We start from the raw sequence: 17,372 nt of genomic DNA on the forward strand, positions 1-17,372 counted from the left end.
AAATGCTGGAGACGTCTCGCGTGCCCGATTCCGAACTCTACCCCGTTCCCGCTGACTTCGCCGCCCGTGCCCACATGGACCGGCAGGCCTATGAGGCGGCGCGGGTTGCGGCGCGCGAGACGCCCGAAGCCTTCTGGTCCGAGCAAGCCCAGCGCCTCGACTGGATCAAGGCGCCGACCAAGATCAAGGACGTCTCCTTCAAGAAGGAAGATTTCCGCATCCGCTGGTTCGAGGACGGCGTCCTGAACGTCGCCGCCAACTGCATCGACCGCCACCTGCCCCATCGCCAGGACGAGACGGCCATCATCTGGGAAGGCGACGATCCGGCGGACAGCCAGCACATCACCTATGGCCGGCTGCACGACGAAGTCTGCCGCATGGCCAATGTGCTGAAGGCGCATGGCGCCAGGAAGGGCGACCGGATCACCATCTATATGCCGATGATCCCCGAGGCCGCCTACGCCATGCTGGCCTGCGCCCGCATCGGGGCGGTCCATTCCGTGGTCTTCGGCGGCTTTTCACCCGACAGCCTGTGCGGCCGGATCGAAGACTGCGGCTCCACCCTGGTCATCACCGCCGACGAGGGCGTGCGGGGCGGCAAGATCGTGCCGCTGAAGGCCAATGTCGATGCGGCCCTGGAGAAGGTGAAGGTCGACACCGTCCTGGTGATCCGTCGCACCGGCGCCGACGTGCCGATGATCGAGGGCCGCGACGTGGACTACGCCGTCGAGGCCGCCAAGGCCGCGACCGAATGCCCGCCCGAGCCGATGAACGCGGAAGATCCGTTGTTTATCCTCTACACCTCAGGCTCCACTGGAAAGCCGAAAGGCGTTCTTCACACGACCGGCGGCTACCTGTTCTGGGCCGCCTGGACCCATGAGCTGACCTTCGACTATCGTCCTGGTGAGGTCTTCTGGTGCACCGCCGACGTGGGCTGGGTCACGGGCCACTCGTATCTGGTCTATGGGCCGCTGGCGAATGCGGCGACCACCCTGATGTTCGAAGGCGTGCCAAACTACCCCGACGCCAGCCGTTTCTGGCAGGTGGTGGACAAGCACAAGGTCGAGGCCTTCTACACCGCCCCCACGGCCCTGCGCGCCCTGATGCGCGAAGGCGACGCGCCCGTGAAGGCGACCTCGCGCAAGTCGCTGCGGGTGCTCGGCACGGTCGGCGAACCGATCAATCCCGAGGCCTGGCGCTGGTATCACGAGGTGGTCGGAGACGGCCGCTGCCCCGTCGTGGACACCTGGTGGCAGACCGAGACCGGCGGGCATCTGATCACCCCCCTGCCCGGCGCCACGGACCTGAAACCCGGTTCCGCCACCCTGCCCCTGCCCGGTGTCGAACTTGAGATCGTCGATGCGGAGGGCCAGGAACTGGTCGGCGCCGTCTCGGGCAATCTGTGCATCACCGACAGCTGGCCGGGCCAGATGCGCACCGTCTATGGCGACGACCAGCGCTTCTTCGACACCTATTTCTCGACCTACCCGGGCCGGTATTTCACCGGCGATGGCTGCCGCCGGGATCAGGACGGCTATTACTGGATCACCGGCCGGGTCGACGACGTCATCAATGTCTCGGGCCACCGGATGGGCACGGCCGAGATCGAGAGCGCCCTGGTGCTGCACGACGATGTCGCCGAGGCGGCCGTGGTCGGCTATCCCCACGACATCAAGGGCCAGGGCATCTACGCCTATGTCACCCTGAACAAGGGGGTCGAGGCGACCGAGGATCTGCGCAAGGCACTGGGGGCCCATGTCCGCCGCGAGATCGGGCCCATCGCCACGCCCGACGTGATCCAGTGGGCCCCCGGCCTGCCCAAGACCCGGTCGGGCAAGATCATGCGACGCATCCTGCGCAAGATCGCCGAGAACGAGATCGGGGCGCTGGGCGACACCTCGACCCTGGCCGATCCGTCGGTCGTCGAGGATCTGGTCCAGAACCGCGCGGGCTGAGCACGCCAGCCGGGCTTGTGCGCCGCCTCCAGTCTCGTCAAAACCGGACCAAGGGCCGGCCGTAGCGCCGAACGCCTCAGGCCTTGGGTGGAGACGACGAGATGACGATCCGATTTGACGGCCAGGTGGCCATTGTGACGGGCGCGGGCGGCGGTCTGGGGCGTGAACACGCCCTGGCCCTGGCGGCGCGCGGGGCCAAGATAGTGGTCAATGATCTGGGCGGCGCCCGCGACGGTTCGGGCGGTTCGGCCACCGCCGCCGAGGCCGTGGTCGCCGAGATCGAGGCGGCCGGCGGCGAGGCCATCGCCAACGCCGCCTCGGTGACCGACTTCGCCGCGGTTCAGGCCATGGTCGAGGCGGCCGTGGCGAAATGGGGTCGGGTCGATCTGCTGGTCAACAACGCCGGGGTGCTGCGGGACAAGAGTTTCGCCAAGATGGAGCTGGAGGATTTCCGCTTCGTCGTCGACGTCCATCTGATGGGAGCGGTCAACTGCACCAAGGCGGTGTGGGAGATCATGCGCGGCCAGAACTATGGCCGGATCGTCATGACCACCTCGTCGTCCGGCCTGTACGGCAATTTCGGCCAGTCGAACTATGGCGCGGCCAAGATGGCGCTGGTCGGACTGATGCAGACCCTGTCGATCGAGGGGGCCAAGAACGACATCCGCGTCAACTGCCTGGCGCCCACCGCCCATACCCGCATGACCGAAGACCTGGGCGCCGCCCTGCCCCTTGAGGCCCTGGGGCCGGAACTGGTCACGCCGGGCCTGCTGTATCTGCTGAGCCGGGACGCGCCCAGCCGCTGTATCCTGGCGGCGGGCGCCGGCGGGTTCGAGCGCGCCTATGTCACCCTGACCGAGGGCGTCCACATCACCGGCGAGGATGCGCCGGAACAGGTGGCGGCCCGGTTCGACGCCATCTCCGACCGTTCGAAAGAGATCGTGCCGGAGATGGGCGCCGCCCAGGGGATGATCGAACTGACCAAGGCCCAGAAGGCGCACACTTAGGCGCACGCCTCCTGAGCCGCATCAGCCGATCGCGCCGACGCAGCCTTCCGCCTCGCCGGGCGTCAGTTCCGCCTCGGTCAGGGCGATGGTCCAGCCGTGGTGGGTGTTCAGACCCCAGCGACGCGCGCCGCCGCCGTCGCCCGCATCCCCGCCGGCGGTGACGACGACGCGGCGCCCCCTGGGGAGCGCCGGCGGGTCGATCTTGCCCACGGCCAGAGACGTCGGCGTCTCTCCGCCGTAACCGTCGAAGACGCTCAGCATCGACCATTCCCGACGCAGACCCATCCACCAGGCGTCCTCGGTGTTGATGGCCAGGACGGCGACGCCGTGACCCTCGGCGGCGAAGGCCAGGGCCTTTTGCGGGTCGCGGACCATCTTGATGTCGGCGGCGGCGCCGAAACGCAGCCGGGCGCCGTCATAGGCGCGGGTCGGCTCGATGGGCGCCCAGACCTGGACCTGGAGCCGCCCCTGGCGCGCCAGGCCCCAGCCGATGATTTCGCGCCACAGGTGTTCGACGGCTTCGGCGTTCTCGGGCTGGGCCTTGGACAGCATGCGCGACAGAACGGTCTGTTCGCGGTCGGGGCGCAGCTTGGTGTGGGGGCCGGTGGGGGCGTCCTTGGCGCGGCCGACGGTGGCGGCGACGGCGAGGCGTTGTTCGAACAGGGCCAGGATCTGATCGTCGATGGCGTCGATCTCGGCGCGCAGGGCGGCCAGGGCCTGTTGTTCGGGGGTCAGTTCGACCACGTCAGGCCACACTTGCTGGACGTTGGAATTGGGCATGGGTTCGGGCTTTCGGCAAAGGGGGATTTCGATGTGCAGGGGCGGACAGCCGCTCTGGTCCAGAGCGGTCGCCGGCGAGACAGTCAGGGACGAAGAGCGCCCGACGCCTCAGCCGGCGTATCGAAAGCCGTAAAATCCGTAGCCGAAATAGAGGCCGGAAACCGCGCGCGAACGGTCGAAGGAAACAGAAAGAACGCGCTGGCGGGACATGGGTCCGGGTCCGGTTATGCGGATCGATTGCGATCCGTGCGGCCTTAAAGCACGCAAAGACCGTGCGCCGTCAAGCCCTTCAGACGCCCAGAAGGACGAAACGCGTCCGGTTGTCGCTGGAATCCTGAAGATCGTTGCGCAGGATCGACAGGCCGTAGACCTCGGCGGCGCCCATCGGGGCGATGGCGGCCTGGGTCGGATCGCCCGCCTCGGCGACGTCGCGAGCGGCGCCGGCGGTGTCGAAATGCTCGACCACGTTCAGCCTCAAGCCCTTCAGCGTCTGTTCGCACTGGGCCAGGGCGATGGGGTGGCTGAGCACCCGTTTCAGATCGGCGATCCGCGCCCCGTCCAAACCCATCAGGGCGTGACGGATCGGCCGCCAGGCCTCCGCCACCACGGGGAGACCGGATTCGCGCACCAGGGTCGCCGCCGGTTCGACCACGCCGATGGACGAGTTCTCGACCGGGATCAGGGCGCAGTCGCAGTCCCCGGTCTTCAGCGCTTCAATGGCCGCTGCAAAGGTCTCGAAGGGCACGGCCACGTCCCAAGGCCGCAGGGCCGTGCAGGCCTCGTGGCTGAACGCCCCCGGCGCGCCCTGGTAGGCGACCCGGCCGGGCTTGTCGTCTTGGTGCGCAGGCGTATCCATATTCGCTACGTCCGGGATCGTCCCCGAACGCCTTTCCTTGTCGTTGGCCGCTGATCAGACGGAACATCCTTGTCCGCGCCATGGCCGTATCCGAGCGTATCTGCGGCACCGCCCCTGTTCCGACAAGCCGAATATGGCGCCGGCCGGCTATCGAACCGGCTATGGGCGCGCTAGCCTTGCTGTTCCCGTTCCTGGAGGCTTCATGTCCGTCGTCTCTCGCTCCAGCCGTCGCGCCGTACTGACCGGCCTGGCGGGGACCGTCGCCGGCTGCGCCGCGACGCCGCCTGTCCCGCTCGCGGCCGCATTCGCCCCACGCCGGATCGCCCCGATCCTGATGGAGCCCGAACGAATCATCCGCATCACCGTCTGCACTCGCCCCTTCCGCCCCGCCGGCCCGCGTCTGGACGTTGAGACGGTCGGCGAGAGCAAGGTGGTTCACAACTACGGCCACGGCGGCAGCGGCTGGTCCCTGTCCTGGGGCTCCAGCGCCATAGCGGCGCGTAAGGCCATGGCCCTGGCCGGGGTTGTCGGCGGTCCGCCCGTCATCGCGGTGATCGGCAGCGGCGCCCTGGGTCTGACCTCGGCGCTCCAGCTTCAGCGGATGGGCGCGCGGGTGACCATCTACGCCCGAGAGCGCGCCGCCTTCACCCGGTCGATGCGCGCGACCGGCAGCTGGACGCCGGACAGCCGCATCGCCGACGCCGACCGCGTCTCGGCCGAATTTCCGGCCCTGTGGGAACAGATGGCGCGCGAGACCTATGCGACCCACCAGACCTATCTGGGCACGGAAGGCGATCCGGTCGTCTTCAGCGACCGCTATATCCTGTCGGGCGCAGCGGACCTGCCGCGTACGGCCGAACCGCCGCCGATCCGCACCGCGCCCGGCGTAAAGCCGATCCGCTTCGCCGAATACCGGCTGGACGGGCTGGCGCCGCGCTCCATCCCCCTCCCCGCCTCGGCCTCGCCCTTTCCGGTCGGGGAGACGCGGATGGTCAGCGCCATGCAGTTCAACGTCGCCGAACTGGCGCATCGGTTGGAGACCGAGTTTCTGAGCCAGGGCGGGCGGATCGAGACCCGCACCTTCAACACGCCGGCGGATCTGACGACCTTGTCCGAAAAGATCGTGATCAACTGCACCGGCTATGGCGCAAAAGCCCTGTTCGAGGACAAGGAGATGATCCCGGTGCGCGGTCAGATCGCCTGGCTCGCGCCCCAGCCCGAGGCGAACTACGGCCTGCATTTCCGGGGCGTGACCGTGCTGTCGAGACCGGACGGGATCGTGGTTCAGGCCACGCGCAACGACATGAACGGCGTCGGCGTCGACGACGAGACGCCGGACCGGACCGAGGCGAACGCGACCATCGGCCTCGTCGCCCCGCTGTTTTCGTCGATCAGGCGGCTTCCGAGCGGCTGATCCGGCCCGACTTCAACCGCTCGGCCACCAGGAAGGCCAGCTCCAGCGCCTGGTCGGCGTTCAGGCGCGGGTCGCAGTGGGTGTGATAGCGGTTGGACAGGTCGTCCTCGGTCACGGCCTGGGCGCCGCCGATGCATTCGGTGACGTTCTGGCCGGTCATCTCCAGGTGGACGCCGCCGGGGTGGACGCCCTCGGACTCAGCCACGTCGATGAAGGTCCGCACCTCGCCCAGGATCCGGTCGAACGGCCGGGTCTTGTAGCCGTTGCCGGCCTTCAGCGTGTTGCCGTGCATCGGGTCAATCGACCAGATGACCTTGCGGCCCGAGGCCTTCACTTCGCGCATCAGCTTGGGCAGGCGCTCGCCGACCTTGTCGTGACCGAAGCGGCCGATCAGGGTCAGGCGACCCGAGACATTGTCCGGGTTCAGGGCGTCAATCAAGGGCAACAGGTCGTCGGCCGTCATGGTCGGTCCGCACTTCACGCCGATGGGGTTCTTGATCCCCTTCATGAACTCGACATGGGCGCCGTCCAGCTGGCGCGTCCGCTCGCCGATCCACAGCATGTGGGCCGAGGTGTCGAACCATTCGCCCGAACCGCCGTCCAGCCGCGTCAGGGCGCTCTCGACGTTGAGCAACAGGGCCTCGTGGCTGGTGAAGACCTCGACCCGGCTCAGGTCCGGATGGCTCTCGGGCGTGACGCCGACCGCCTCCATGAAGGCCAGGGCCTCGGTGATCTTGTCGGCCAGTTCGCGATACTGGGCGCCCGCGGCGTTGTCGCCCGCGAAGCCCAGGGTCCAGCGATGGATGTTGTACAGATCGGCGTAACCGCCGCCGGCGAAGGCGCGCAGCAGGTTCAGGGTCGAGGCCGACTGGTTGTAGGCGCGGATCAACCGTTGCGGATCAGGCGCGCGCTCTTCCGGCGTGAAGCCCATGCCGTTGATGATGTCGCCGCGATAGCTGGGCAGTTCGACGCCGTCGATCTCTTCCAGCGGCGACGAGCGCGGCTTGGCGAACTGACCCGCGATCCGGCCGACCTTCACCACCGGCTTGCGTCCGGCGAAGGTCAGGACGACCGCCATCTGCAGGATCAGGCGGAAGGTGTCGCGGATATTGTCGGTCGAGAACTCCTTGAAGCTCTCGGCGCAGTCGCCGCCCTGGAGCAGGAAGGCCTCGCCCCGCTCGACCTGGGCCAGTTTCGACGTCAGGCGGCGCGCCTCGCCCGCGAAGACGAGCGGCGGCAGGGCGCGCAACTCGTCCTCGACGACGGCGAGGGCTTTGGGATCTGGATAGTCCGCCGGCATGTGCAGGGCGGTCTTGGTTCTCCAGCTTTCGGGGGTCCAGCGTGTCATCGGGCAAGAATAGGGCTTTGCGGCCGCTCAAACAACGAAAACACGAATGGATTTTGCCGTTGAGCCTCAGTCTTCGGCGGGCGGCGCCTTTTCCGCCGCATCCGCCGCCTTGCGTTCGGCCTTGGCGGCCGCCTTTTCAGCCGCCTTTATGGCCGCCGCGCGCTCACGTTCCTGCCGTTCGAAACTGTAGTTGGGCTTGCGGGCCATGGGCGTCCTCGTATGGTCGATAGTCTGGCCCCAAACTGACGGCCCGCCACGCGGGACGCAATCGCCAAATCGCTCCGTCCGCTGACGTGAGCCTACAGAAGGCGCTCCTTGCGGGCCAGAAACTTGGCCAGGCGGTGCAGCACGATCAGAATCTCGGCGAAGATTGTCATGCGGTCTGAACGCCTCTTGCGCCTTGATGTTCATCCGCCGATCCATAGGTCGCACCCTCCCGTCGATCTGCCCCGCGCCTTGGATGTCCGCGCCTGATGGACGTAGCGGGGCGTGAATTTTCGACGACATCGACCGGACGACTCTGGCGCCCGCCCTCGCCTCGCCCATCTGTGATCGGGGGCGAGTCGACAGACCAGAGGCGCGATATGAGGCCCTATGACCTGACCCTGGACGAGATGCTGGCCGACCCCATGGTGCGGCAGTTGATGGATCGCGACGGCGTGGCTGAAGCCCAGGTGCGGCGTCTGTCCGAGCATGTACGCCGGCGTCGCGGTCCGGGGCTTGGCCCGACGGCAGGCTCCGGCTTCGCCGTTCGTTACGACGTCGTCGCTCCGGAGCCACAGAACTTCGCCGACTGACCGGCCAGAACGCACGGTTCATGCCGGAGACGGCGCCCTCCGGCGCCGGATCAGATGTTTTTGGCGTAAAAACCGTGGAAACGGACGATCTTTCGGTATCGCAGCGTCGCCATTGATGGCATCGCTGACGCCCTCTTTTCCTGCCCCCCTGCGAAGTTCGACATGTCCGAAGAATTCTACCGCATGAAACGCCTGCCTCCGTATGTGATCGCGGAGACCAACGCCATGCGCGCCACCGCCCGCGCGGCCGGCGAGGACGTCATCGACCTGGGCATGGGCAATCCCGATCTGCCGCCGCCGCCGCACGTGATCGACAAGCTGTGCGAAGTGGCGCGCAAGCCCGACGCCCACGGCTATTCGGCGTCGCGCGGCATTCCCGGCCTGCGTCGCGCCCAGGCCAACTATTACGCCCGCCGTTTCGGCGTGGACCTGGATCCCGACGCCGAGGTGATCGTCACCATGGGCTCCAAGGAAGGCCTGGCCAGTCTGGCGACGGCCATCACCGAACCCGGCGACGTCGTGCTGGCGCCCAACCCCTCCTACCCGATCCACACCTTTGGCTTCATCATCGCCGGGGCGGCGATCCGCAGCGTGCCGACCACGCCGGACGAGCGCTATTTCGAAAGCCTCGAACGGGCCATGGCCTACACCGTGCCGCGCCCCAAGGTGCTGGTGATGAACTATCCGTCCAATCCGACGGCGGAAACGGTCGATCTGGCCTTCTATGAGCGGGTCGTCGCCTTCGCCAAGGCCAACGACCTGTGGATCATCAGCGACCTGGCCTATTCCGAGCTCTACTATGACGGCAAGCCGACCGTCTCGATCCTGCAGGTGCCGGGCGCCAAGGATGTGGCCGTCGAATTCACCTCGCTGAGCAAGACCTACAGCATGGCCGGCTGGCGGATCGGCTTTGCGGTGGGCAATCCCAAGCTGATCGCCGCCATGGCGCGGGTGAAGTCCTATCTCGACTATGGCGCCTATACGCCCATCCAGGCGGCGGCCGTCGCCGCCCTGAACGGGCCGCAGGACATCGTCGAGCAGAACCGCGCCCTGTATCATCGTCGCCGTGACGTGCTGGTCGACAGTTTCGGCCGGGCCGGCTGGGAGATCCCCAAGCCCGCCGCCTCGATGTTCGCCTGGGCGCCCCTGCCCCCGGCCCTGGCTCATCTGGGCAGTCTGGAGTTTTCCAAGCAACTGTTGACCCACGCCAAGGTCGCGGTCGCTGCGGGGGTCGGCTACGGCGAAAACGGCGAGGGTTTCGTCCGTATCGCCCTGGTCGAGAACGAGCAGCGCATCCGTCAGGCCGGGCGCAACATCAAGACCTATCTGAAGTCCATGGGCGTCAACGTGCCCCCCGGCCGGGACGTGCCCGACGTCTGATTCTCCCAATTGGTTTGGGAGCCGGCTACGGCCGGCTTCGGACTTCCCAGTCCAGGGTCCAGCGATTGGCGCCGGCCCGCTTCAGCTCGCTGACGGCGGCGGGCACCTGCCGGTCCAGCCCATCCAGCAGGGCCACGCCCTGGCTGACCGAGGCGACGGTGGCGTTGGTCTGCCAGAAGGGGCCGCCCAGGCCTCTCAGCGAGAAACGGATGTGGACGGTGTCATTGACCTGGGGCATCGGCGTTTCCATCGGCGGCTGCGCGCGGCGACGCGGCTATCGGGAACGGGCGGGAACGGAGAAGATGGTGGATGCGACAGGGATTGAACCTGTGACCCCCTCGGTGTGAACGAGGTGCTCTCCCGCTGAGCTACGCATCCATGCCTTGCGGAGGCGGCGACATAGCCCGGTCGCCCGCCCTGCGCAAGCGTCCGTTTCAGATTCCTGCGGCCCGGACCGCCTCAGGCGTCTCCGCCTCCGGATCGCCAGGCAGCCAGGCGACATGACCGTTGTAGATGTCCTCGTTCAGGATCCCCTCCTCCTTGGCCACCAGCACCGGGACCAGCATCTGGCCGGTGACGTTGGTCGCCGTGCGCATCATGTCGATGATCCGGTCGATGGCGACGATATAGCCGATGCCTTCCAGCGGCAGACCGGCGGTGGACAGGGTCAGGGTCAGCATGACGATGGAGGTCCCCGGCACCCCCGCCGTGCCCAATGAGCCCAGCACCGCCGTCAGACCGATCAGGATGTATTGGGTCAGGGTCAGGTCGATCTGGAAATACTGGGCGATGAAGATCGAGGCGATGGCCGGATAGATGGCCCCGCACCCGTCCATCTTCACATTGGCGCCCAGGGGCACGGCGAAGGCGGCATAGGCCTGGGGCACGCCCAGACGCTCGACCGTCTGGCGCAGGGTGATGGGCAAGGTGCCCAGCGAGGACGAGGTGGCGAACGCCGTCTGCTGGGCCGCGAAGGCGCCGCGGAAGAAGCTGGTGACTTTCAGCCCGTGCACTTTCAGCAGGCCTGAATAGACCACCAGGATATGGAACAGGCAGGCCGCATAGATGGCGACGATGAACTTCAGCAGCGGCAGCAGGGCCTCCCAGCCATAGCCGCCGACGACCGAGCCGATCAGGCCGAACACGCCGATAGGCGTCAGCTGGATCACCCAGCGGGTGATGCGGAAGATGACCGCGGCGCCTTCGTCCACCAGACGCCGCACCCCCTGGGCCCGGTCGCCCAGCGCCACCAGGGCCACCCCGACCAGGGCCGAGAAGAAGATGATCTGCAGCACCTTGCCCTCGGCCAGGGCCGCGAACGGATTGGTCGGCACCACGCCGATCAGTACTTCGAGCGGCGTCGGGATCACCCGGTCCTTGACCTCGCCCAGCGGCAGGTTGGACAGGCCCACGCCCGGATTGATGATATGGCCGAAGGCGAAACCGACCAGCACGGCCAGCAGCGAGGTGATGGCGAACCAGATGATGGTCCGCACCCCCAGCCGCACCGCCCCGGCCCCCTCCCCCAGTTTGGCGATGGAGCTGGCGATGGTGAACAGCACCAGGGGCGCCACCACCATCCGGATCAGGTTCAGATAGACGTCGCCGATGGGCTGCAGCCAGACCTCGGCCCGTTCGCGCAGGATCAGCCCCGCGACAACGCCCAGGGCCAAGCCGGCGAAGGTGCGTTGCCACAAGGGTATTCTGAAGAAACGAGCGAACATGGAGGCGCTTTCGACAAGGGGTGCGCCAAACTGGTCATCGCACCGGGTATCCGCAACCGCGCGAGTGCGGGTTCAGACCCCAGATTTACTGTCCGGCGCCCTCAGAATTTCAACGCTCTCATCACGTAGAAGTCGGACAGGACGCCGTCGATCGCCTCCTCGACGTCCTCGAAGGCGTCAATCAGGACGTCGCCGCCCAGGGTATCGACCGGAACCGGAGTATAGCCGAAGGTCGTCAGAATACAGGGCATGCCTGCGTCCCGCGCCGCCTCGGCGTCCGGCGCTGCGTCTCCGACCATGATGGCCCTCTCGGGGTCGCCGCCGCCCTTGACCACAGCCTCCTTCAGATGGGCGCCTGCGGGCTTTCGCGCGCTGACCCGATCCGGCCCGAGGATGGCGGCGAAATGCCGGGTCAGGCCCAGATTCTCGAGCAGAAGCTCTGACAGGTCCGACCGCTTGTTGGTCGCCACCACCAGGATCGCCCCGCGTTCGCTCAGCCGCTCCAGCGTCTCGACCACCCCCTCGAACGGCTGCGAACCGTCGGCGATGTGGGCGGTGTAATCGACCAGAAACCGCTCGAACAGCTCGTCCGATTGCGCCCGTTCGACCGATGCCCCGGCCGCCTCGAACCCATGAACCAGCAACGCCCGCGCGCCCGAACCGATCAGGGTCGAGGCGGCTTCCATCGGCACGGGCGGCAACCCTTCCTCGACCAGCAGCCGGTTCAGGGTTCCGGTCAGGTCCGGCGCGGAATCGACCAGGGTCCCGTCCAGGTCGAAGACAATGGTCCAGCCTTCCAGGTCGCGATCGGTCATCCACATCTCCCGCTGGCCCGCATGATGGGCTAGATCGCAGGACGACTAGACGCCGGAACGATTCATGACCAGCCAGACGCGCCCTCGCGCCGCCATCATTCTCGCCGCCGGCCAGGGCACCCGGATGAAATCGCCCCTGCCCAAGGTGCTGCATCCGGTGGGCGGTCGCGCCATGCTGGATCACGCCATCGACGCGGCCCAGGCCCTGGGCTGTCAGAAGATCGTCGTGGTGGTCGGCGCCCATTCGCCCGAGGTCCGCGCCCATGTCGTCAAACGCCTTGGCGAGGCGGCCATCGCCGTTCAGGACCCGCCCCTGGGCACCGGCCACGCCGTCCGCGCCGCCGAACAGGCCCTGGCCGGGTTCGACGGGGATGTGGTCGTCACCTATGGCGACGTCCCCTTGCTGAAGGCCGCCGACATCGAACCCGTGTTCAACCCCGAGGGCCTGACCGTCATCGGCTTCGAGGCGCGCGATCCGGGCGCCTATGGCCGGCTGATCCTCGACGGCGACGCCCTGGCCGCCATCACCGAGGCCAAGGAGGCCTCGCCCGAGGTCCTGGCGATCACGGCCTGCAACTCCGGCGTCATGGCCGCTCCGGCGGACCTGCTGTTCGCCCTCCTCGCCGATGTCCGCAACGACAACGCCAAGGGCGAATATTATCTGACCGACGTGGTCGAACTGGCCCGCAAGGCCGGCCGCCCGACCCGCGCCGTCTTCGCGGCCGAGGATTCCGTCATGGGCGTCAATTCCCAGGCCGAACTGGCCCAAGCCGAGGCCCTGTTCCAGAGCGTGCAGCGGGACGCCTTCCTGGCCGCCGGCGTCACCATGGCCGCGCCCGACACCGTCCACTTCGCCTGGGACACCCAGGTCGGCGGCGGAACCGTGATCGAGCCCTTCGTCGTCTTCGGTCCCGGCGCGGTGATTGAAGGCGGCGCCCGAATCCGCAGCTTCAGCCATATCGAGGGCGCGCGCGTGGCGTCCGGCGCAGAGGTCGGCCCCTACGCCCGCCTGCGGCCCGGCGCGGACCTGGCCGAGGGGGTCAAGATCGGCAATTTCGTCGAGGTGAAGAATGTGAAGATGGCTGCGGGGGCCAAGGCCAATCACCTAGCCTATCTGGGCGACGGCTCGGTCGGCGCGGCCGCCAACATCGGCGCCGGAACCATCTTCTGCAACTACGACGGCTTCAACAAGGCGCAGACCGAGGTCGGCGCCGGCGCCTTCGTCGGTTCGAACTCCAGCCTGGTCGCCCCGGTCGTCATCGGCGCCGGCGCCATCGTCGCCTCGGGCTCCGTGATCACCGAGGACGTGCCGGCCGACGCCCTCGCCTTCGGCCGCGCCCGTCAAACCCTCAAGCCGGACGCCGGCGCCGCCTTCCGCGAGAAGGCCAAAGCCAGGAAGGAAGCGGCGAAGGCCGCCAAGCTGAAATGAGCGATCTACAGAAGAAGAACGCCGGCGAGGCCGCTGCGGCCCATGTCGAGGCCGGCATGATCGTCGGCCTGGGCACCGGCTCGACCGCCGCCTGGTTCGTCAAGGCCCTGGCGGCGCGCGGCCTTTCTGGGCTGCGCTGCGTCCCGACCTCCGAGAAGACCGCCGATCTGGCGCGCGAACTGGGGCTGACCCTGTCGACGCTGGAAGACACGCCCCGCATCGACCTGACCGTCGACGGCGCCGACGAGGTCGGTCCCGGCCTGGCCCTGATCAAGGGCGGCGGCGCGGCCCTGCTGCGTGAGAAACTGGTCTGGGAAGCGTCCAGCCGCTGTATCGTCATCGCCGACGCCGCCAAGGTGGTGCCGGTCCTGGGCGCCTTCCCCCTGCCGATCGAGGTCGTCGCCTTCGGTCACAAGACCACGGCCAACCGCATCGCCGACGTCCTGATCGACCATGACATCAACTCGCCGGCCCGCGTGCGCCAGGCGGATCGCGGCCTGGTCCGCACCGACGGCGGCAATCTGATCTATGACGCCGGCTGCAAGGCCATCCATGATCCGGTCCGTCTGGCCGATGATCTGAAACTGATCACGGGCGTGGTCGAACACGGCCTGTTTCTGGACCTGGCCGACCTGGCGATCATCGGCACGGACAGCGGGGTCGAGACCCTGACGCCCTGATCTCCCTCCACCTAGCGACCTTGCTCCAGGGTGTCCCGGCGCCTAAGTCCCACGCCTCGCCCCCGGTGTGACCGGAACCGATTTCAGACGATTCAGACTATTCAGACGCTGTTTTTTGAGTCTGAACGGAGCACCCGATGGCCGACTACGACTACGACCTCTTCGTCATCGGCGCCGGCTCCGGCGGGGTTCGCGCCGCGCGCCTGACCGCCCTGGGCGGCAAGAAGGTCGCGGTGGCTGAGGAATACCGGGTCGGCGGCACCTGCGTGATCCGGGGCTGCGTGCCCAAGAAATTCATGGTCATGGCCTCCGAGGTCAGCCACGCGCTCGAGATCGCCGAGGGCTACGGCTGGTCCTTCGACAACGCCCGGTTCGACTGGCCGACCTTCCTGGAGGCCAAGGACGTCGAGATCGCCCGCCTGTCGGGCATCTACGCCGCCAACCTGGGCAAGGCCGGGGTGGAGCTGGTTCATGGGCGCGCCGTACTGAAAGACGCCCATACGGTCGAGATCGTCGGCAAGAATCAGACCTTCACCGCCGAGAAGATCCTGATCGCTACGGGCGGCCGCCCGTGGAAGCCGGAAAGCCTGGAGGGCATCGAACACGCCATCACCTCCGAAGAAGCCTTCCACCTGCCCGAACTGCCCAAACGCATCCTGATCGCAGGCGGCGGCTATATCGCGGTGGAGTTCGCGGGGATCTTCGCCGGCCTGGGCGTCGAGACCACCCTGATTTACCGGGGCCCCAACATCCTGCGCGGCTTCGACGACGATGTGCGCGCCCACCTGGCCGGCGAGATCGAGAAGCGCGGGATCAAGGTCGTCCTGGGCTGCCAGCACGAGAAGATCGAAAAGACCGCCACCGGCCTGGTCAACCACCTCGAGAACGGGATGAAGCTGGAGACCGACGTGGTCATGTTCGCCACAGGCCGCATCCCCCACGTCAAGGACCTCGGCCTGGAGGCGGCCGGCGTCGAACTGAACGACGAGGGCGCGATCAGGGTCGATCCCTATTCCAAGACGACAGCCGACAACATCTGGGCCATCGGCGACGTGACCGACCGGATGAACCTGACCCCCGTCGCCATCCGCGAGGCCGTCGCCTTCCACCAGACCGTCTATCGCGACAATCCCCAGCATTTCGACTACGAGGCCGTCGCCACCGCCGTCTTCAGCCAGCCGCCCGTGGGCATCGTCGGCCTGACGGAATCCGAGGCGCGTCGGTCGTGTTCCGCCGGGGTCGATGTCTATCTGACCCGTTTCCGGCCGATGAAATACGCCTTCACCGGATCAGAGGAGCGTGTCCTCATGAAGCTGGTGGTCGACGCCGAAAGCCAAAGGGTGGTCGGCGTCCACATCGTGGGGCCCGACAGCCCGGAAATGATCCAGCTCGCCGCCATCGCCGTGAAGGCCGGCCTGACCAAGGCCCAATGGGACGCCACCTGCGCGGTCCATCCGACCATGGCCGAGGAACTGGTCACGATGAGAGAGAAACAGTCGGGCGCGACCTCGGCGGGGTGACGGCGACGTCTTGTCTTCCGACCGAAGCCCTGACTAATATCTCTTTTTTACAGTGTCTTGCGGCGACTTGCTGACAATGTGCGGCCGCTCGCGGAACTGTTCGATCAGGTCCAGCCGCGCGTTCTCCGGAACCGGCGTGGCGCTGGGGCCGTCGTTGCGGAACAGCATCAGCTGAGTGTCGCCGCCCCCGGCCATCGGCCAGTCCGGCCGCCCCACCCCATTGGGGTCGCCGGACCGTGAGAAGGCGGTCCAGTAGCCCATCATCGCCGCCGAGGCCGCGACATCCGCCTCCCGGACCGGATAGGGCAGCAGCGGCAGGGTGCCGAACACATAGGGGCGCTCGATGGCGTGGGTCGCCCCGCCGTGCGGTTCGGGATTGTCCGGCGACGAGATGTCGAACCGGTATAGATAGGCCGGATGCCCCGCCGCCGCGTGCAGCCGCGCCAGCCGCCGCGCCGGCTCCGAGAAGACCGCGTCGGTGATGAAGCCCCGGTCGAAGCCCGCCTCCCCGCCATAGGCCGCCGTGATCGTGGCCCGCTCCAGCCAGGTCAGGTCGTCGTCGATCATGCCGTAGCCGTTGCGATCCGTCGGTTTCATCCACCAGAACTCGGCGCTGTTGGTCCCGATCACCATCGGCACAGGCGCCTGCCGCCCGGCTCGGAAGGCCGCTTCCACGGTCGAGGGCACGATCCGGCCGTCGATCAGGGACAGATCTCCGTTAGCGAAGACGGGCGCCGGGGTCAGCAGCAGCTCGACCGGCGCAGCGCGCAGATCGGCCGCAGTCAACAGGTTATGACCGTGGGCCCAGACCTCGCCCCGCTCACGCGCCGACGGCAGGTCGTAGGCGCCGCGCCGGTCCAGCGGGGTCTGCAACTCGCGCCCCAGGCCCGACTGCACGATGGCGCGGTCGAACAGGCCCCGCGCCGGCGGCGAAATCATCATCCGGGTGACGATGGCCCCGCCCGCCGACTCCCCGAAGATCGTCACATTGGCCGGGTCGCCGCCGAAGACCGCGATGTTCCCCCTGACCCACTGCAGGGCCGCGATGACGTCCATCAGGCCGTAGTTGCCCGCCGCCTCGTCCGCCGGTCGTTCCGCCGCCAGGGCCGGGTGATCGAAGAAGCCCAACCGCCCCAGCCGATAGTTCATCGAGACCACGACCATGCCCTGACGGGCCAGATGGGATCCGTCGTACAGGGCCGCCGTGCCCGATCCATTGACCAGGCCCCCGCCGTGGATCCACACCATGACCGGGGCCGGCGACGCGGCGACGTCGGTCGGCCGCCACACATTCAGGTTCAGGCAGTCCTCGCTCATCGGCAAGGGCCCCACGCCGGGATCGCCCTGCGGCGTGGCCTGGATGCAGATCGGCCCATAGGTCGAGGCGTCGCGCCGCCCTTCCCAGGTCGGGGCCGCGCCCGGCGGCCGCCAGCGCAGTTCCGCCACCGGCGGGGCGGCATAGGGAATGTTCTTGAACGCGGCGACCGTGTCGTCGGCCCGCCCGGCCAGCACGCCCTGAGCCAACTGGACGACCGGCTGTTCGGGAGGCGGCTGATCTGTCGGTTGAGCCATCATGAGGGAGAGGGTGGCCAAGGCGCCGGCAAATGTCATGTCCCGTCCTTAGCAAATTCTCCTGACACGCCAATGACGATCAGGTGAAAGGCGAA

Annotated in this window: 16 protein-coding genes and 1 tRNA gene; 8 read left to right on the top strand and 9 right to left on the bottom strand. The window is 67.6% G+C overall.

Going from position 1 to position 17,372, the window contains the following annotated elements; genetic code table 11:
• The first annotated feature begins 2 nt into the window (after nt 1-2).
• A complete protein-coding gene (acs, locus tag ACW18C_RS08655) occupies nt 3-1,955 on the top strand; it encodes an acetate--CoA ligase (RefSeq protein WP_492070502.1) in 1,953 nt (650 codons plus the stop codon).
• Between the two features lie 101 nt (nt 1,956-2,056).
• The gene (locus tag ACW18C_RS08660; RefSeq protein ID WP_492070503.1) at nt 2,057-2,962 is read left to right on the top strand and encodes an SDR family NAD(P)-dependent oxidoreductase; all 906 of its coding nucleotides are present in this window, start codon (nt 2,057-2,059) and stop codon (nt 2,960-2,962) included.
• 21 nt (nt 2,963-2,983) lie between these two features.
• On the opposite strand, the gene ACW18C_RS08665 is transcribed toward ACW18C_RS08660, so the two are convergent.
• The gene (locus tag ACW18C_RS08665) at nt 2,984-3,742 is read right to left on the bottom strand and encodes a chorismate mutase (RefSeq protein ID WP_008261594.1); all 759 of its coding nucleotides are present in this window, start codon (nt 3,740-3,742) and stop codon (nt 2,984-2,986) included.
• A gap of 289 nt (nt 3,743-4,031) precedes the next feature.
• Nucleotides 4,032-4,598, bottom strand: a complete 567-nt coding sequence (locus ACW18C_RS08670; protein ID WP_492070504.1) for a prephenate dehydratase domain-containing protein — start codon at nt 4,596-4,598, stop codon at nt 4,032-4,034.
• A gap of 202 nt (nt 4,599-4,800) precedes the next feature.
• Here ACW18C_RS08670 and ACW18C_RS08675 point away from each other — a divergent pair, with 202 nt between their 5' ends.
• A complete protein-coding gene (locus tag ACW18C_RS08675) occupies nt 4,801-6,012 on the top strand; it encodes an FAD-dependent oxidoreductase (protein WP_492070505.1) in 1,212 nt (403 codons plus the stop codon).
• On the opposite strand, the gene ACW18C_RS08680 is transcribed toward ACW18C_RS08675, so the two are convergent.
• Nucleotides 5,990-7,360, bottom strand: coding sequence for a class II 3-deoxy-7-phosphoheptulonate synthase (locus ACW18C_RS08680; RefSeq protein WP_492070506.1), 1,371 nt, complete (start codon nt 7,358-7,360; stop codon nt 5,990-5,992). The genes ACW18C_RS08675 and ACW18C_RS08680 overlap by 23 nt on opposite strands.
• Nucleotides 7,361-7,426: 66 nt before the next feature.
• Nucleotides 7,427-7,567, bottom strand: coding sequence for a hypothetical protein (locus ACW18C_RS08685; protein WP_008261426.1), 141 nt, complete (start codon nt 7,565-7,567; stop codon nt 7,427-7,429).
• 377 nt (nt 7,568-7,944) lie between these two features.
• On the opposite strand from ACW18C_RS08685, the gene ACW18C_RS08690 reads away from it, so the two are divergent.
• Nucleotides 7,945-8,157, top strand: a complete 213-nt coding sequence (locus tag ACW18C_RS08690; protein ID WP_154726003.1) for a hypothetical protein — start codon at nt 7,945-7,947, stop codon at nt 8,155-8,157.
• A gap of 162 nt (nt 8,158-8,319) precedes the next feature.
• Nucleotides 8,320-9,537: an LL-diaminopimelate aminotransferase gene (locus tag ACW18C_RS08695; protein WP_008261139.1), complete on the top strand. Its 1,218-nt coding sequence runs from the start codon at nt 8,320-8,322 to the stop codon at nt 9,535-9,537.
• A gap of 25 nt (nt 9,538-9,562) precedes the next feature.
• Here the strand turns inward: ACW18C_RS08695 and ACW18C_RS08700 are convergent, their stop codons facing one another.
• From ACW18C_RS08700 to ACW18C_RS08715, 4 genes are all read right to left on the bottom strand, one after another.
• Nucleotides 9,563-9,775, bottom strand: a complete 213-nt coding sequence (locus ACW18C_RS08700; protein ID WP_035306857.1) for a hypothetical protein — start codon at nt 9,773-9,775, stop codon at nt 9,563-9,565.
• A 65-nt stretch (nt 9,776-9,840) separates the two neighbouring features.
• A tRNA-Val gene (locus tag ACW18C_RS08705) sits at nt 9,841-9,915 on the bottom strand.
• Nucleotides 9,916-9,971: 56 nt separating this feature from the next.
• Entirely contained in the window at nt 9,972-11,261 is a 1,290-nt protein-coding gene (locus tag ACW18C_RS08710; RefSeq protein WP_492070507.1) for a dicarboxylate/amino acid:cation symporter, read from the bottom strand.
• A 101-nt stretch (nt 11,262-11,362) separates the two neighbouring features.
• Nucleotides 11,363-12,082 (bottom strand): HAD-IA family hydrolase, encoded by a 720-nt coding sequence (locus tag ACW18C_RS08715; protein WP_492070508.1) that lies wholly within the window; start codon nt 12,080-12,082, stop codon nt 11,363-11,365.
• A 58-nt stretch (nt 12,083-12,140) separates the two neighbouring features.
• On the opposite strand from ACW18C_RS08715, the gene glmU reads away from it, so the two are divergent.
• The 3 genes from glmU to gor all read left to right on the top strand — a co-directional run bounded on the left by glmU (nt 12,141) and on the right by gor (nt 15,705).
• Entirely contained in the window at nt 12,141-13,505 is a 1,365-nt protein-coding gene (gene glmU / locus ACW18C_RS08720; RefSeq protein WP_492070509.1) for a bifunctional UDP-N-acetylglucosamine diphosphorylase/glucosamine-1-phosphate N-acetyltransferase GlmU, read from the top strand.
• Nucleotides 13,502-14,185 carry a ribose-5-phosphate isomerase RpiA gene (rpiA, locus tag ACW18C_RS08725; protein WP_426025917.1) on the top strand — a complete coding sequence of 228 codons (684 nt, stop codon included), beginning with the start codon at nt 13,502-13,504 and terminating at the stop codon, nt 14,183-14,185. The genes glmU and rpiA overlap by 4 nt, the downstream gene beginning before the upstream one ends.
• 137 nt (nt 14,186-14,322) lie before the next feature.
• A complete protein-coding gene (gor, locus tag ACW18C_RS08730; RefSeq protein WP_492070510.1) occupies nt 14,323-15,705 on the top strand; it encodes a glutathione-disulfide reductase in 1,383 nt (460 codons plus the stop codon).
• Nucleotides 15,706-15,738: 33 nt separating this feature from the next.
• On the opposite strand, the gene ACW18C_RS08735 is transcribed toward gor, so the two are convergent.
• A complete protein-coding gene (locus tag ACW18C_RS08735) occupies nt 15,739-17,316 on the bottom strand; it encodes a carboxylesterase/lipase family protein (RefSeq protein ID WP_492070511.1) in 1,578 nt (525 codons plus the stop codon).
• Nucleotides 17,317-17,372 lie beyond the last annotated feature (56 nt).

The sequence above is a fragment of the Brevundimonas sp. FV1ye7S genome (assembly GCF_058680995.1).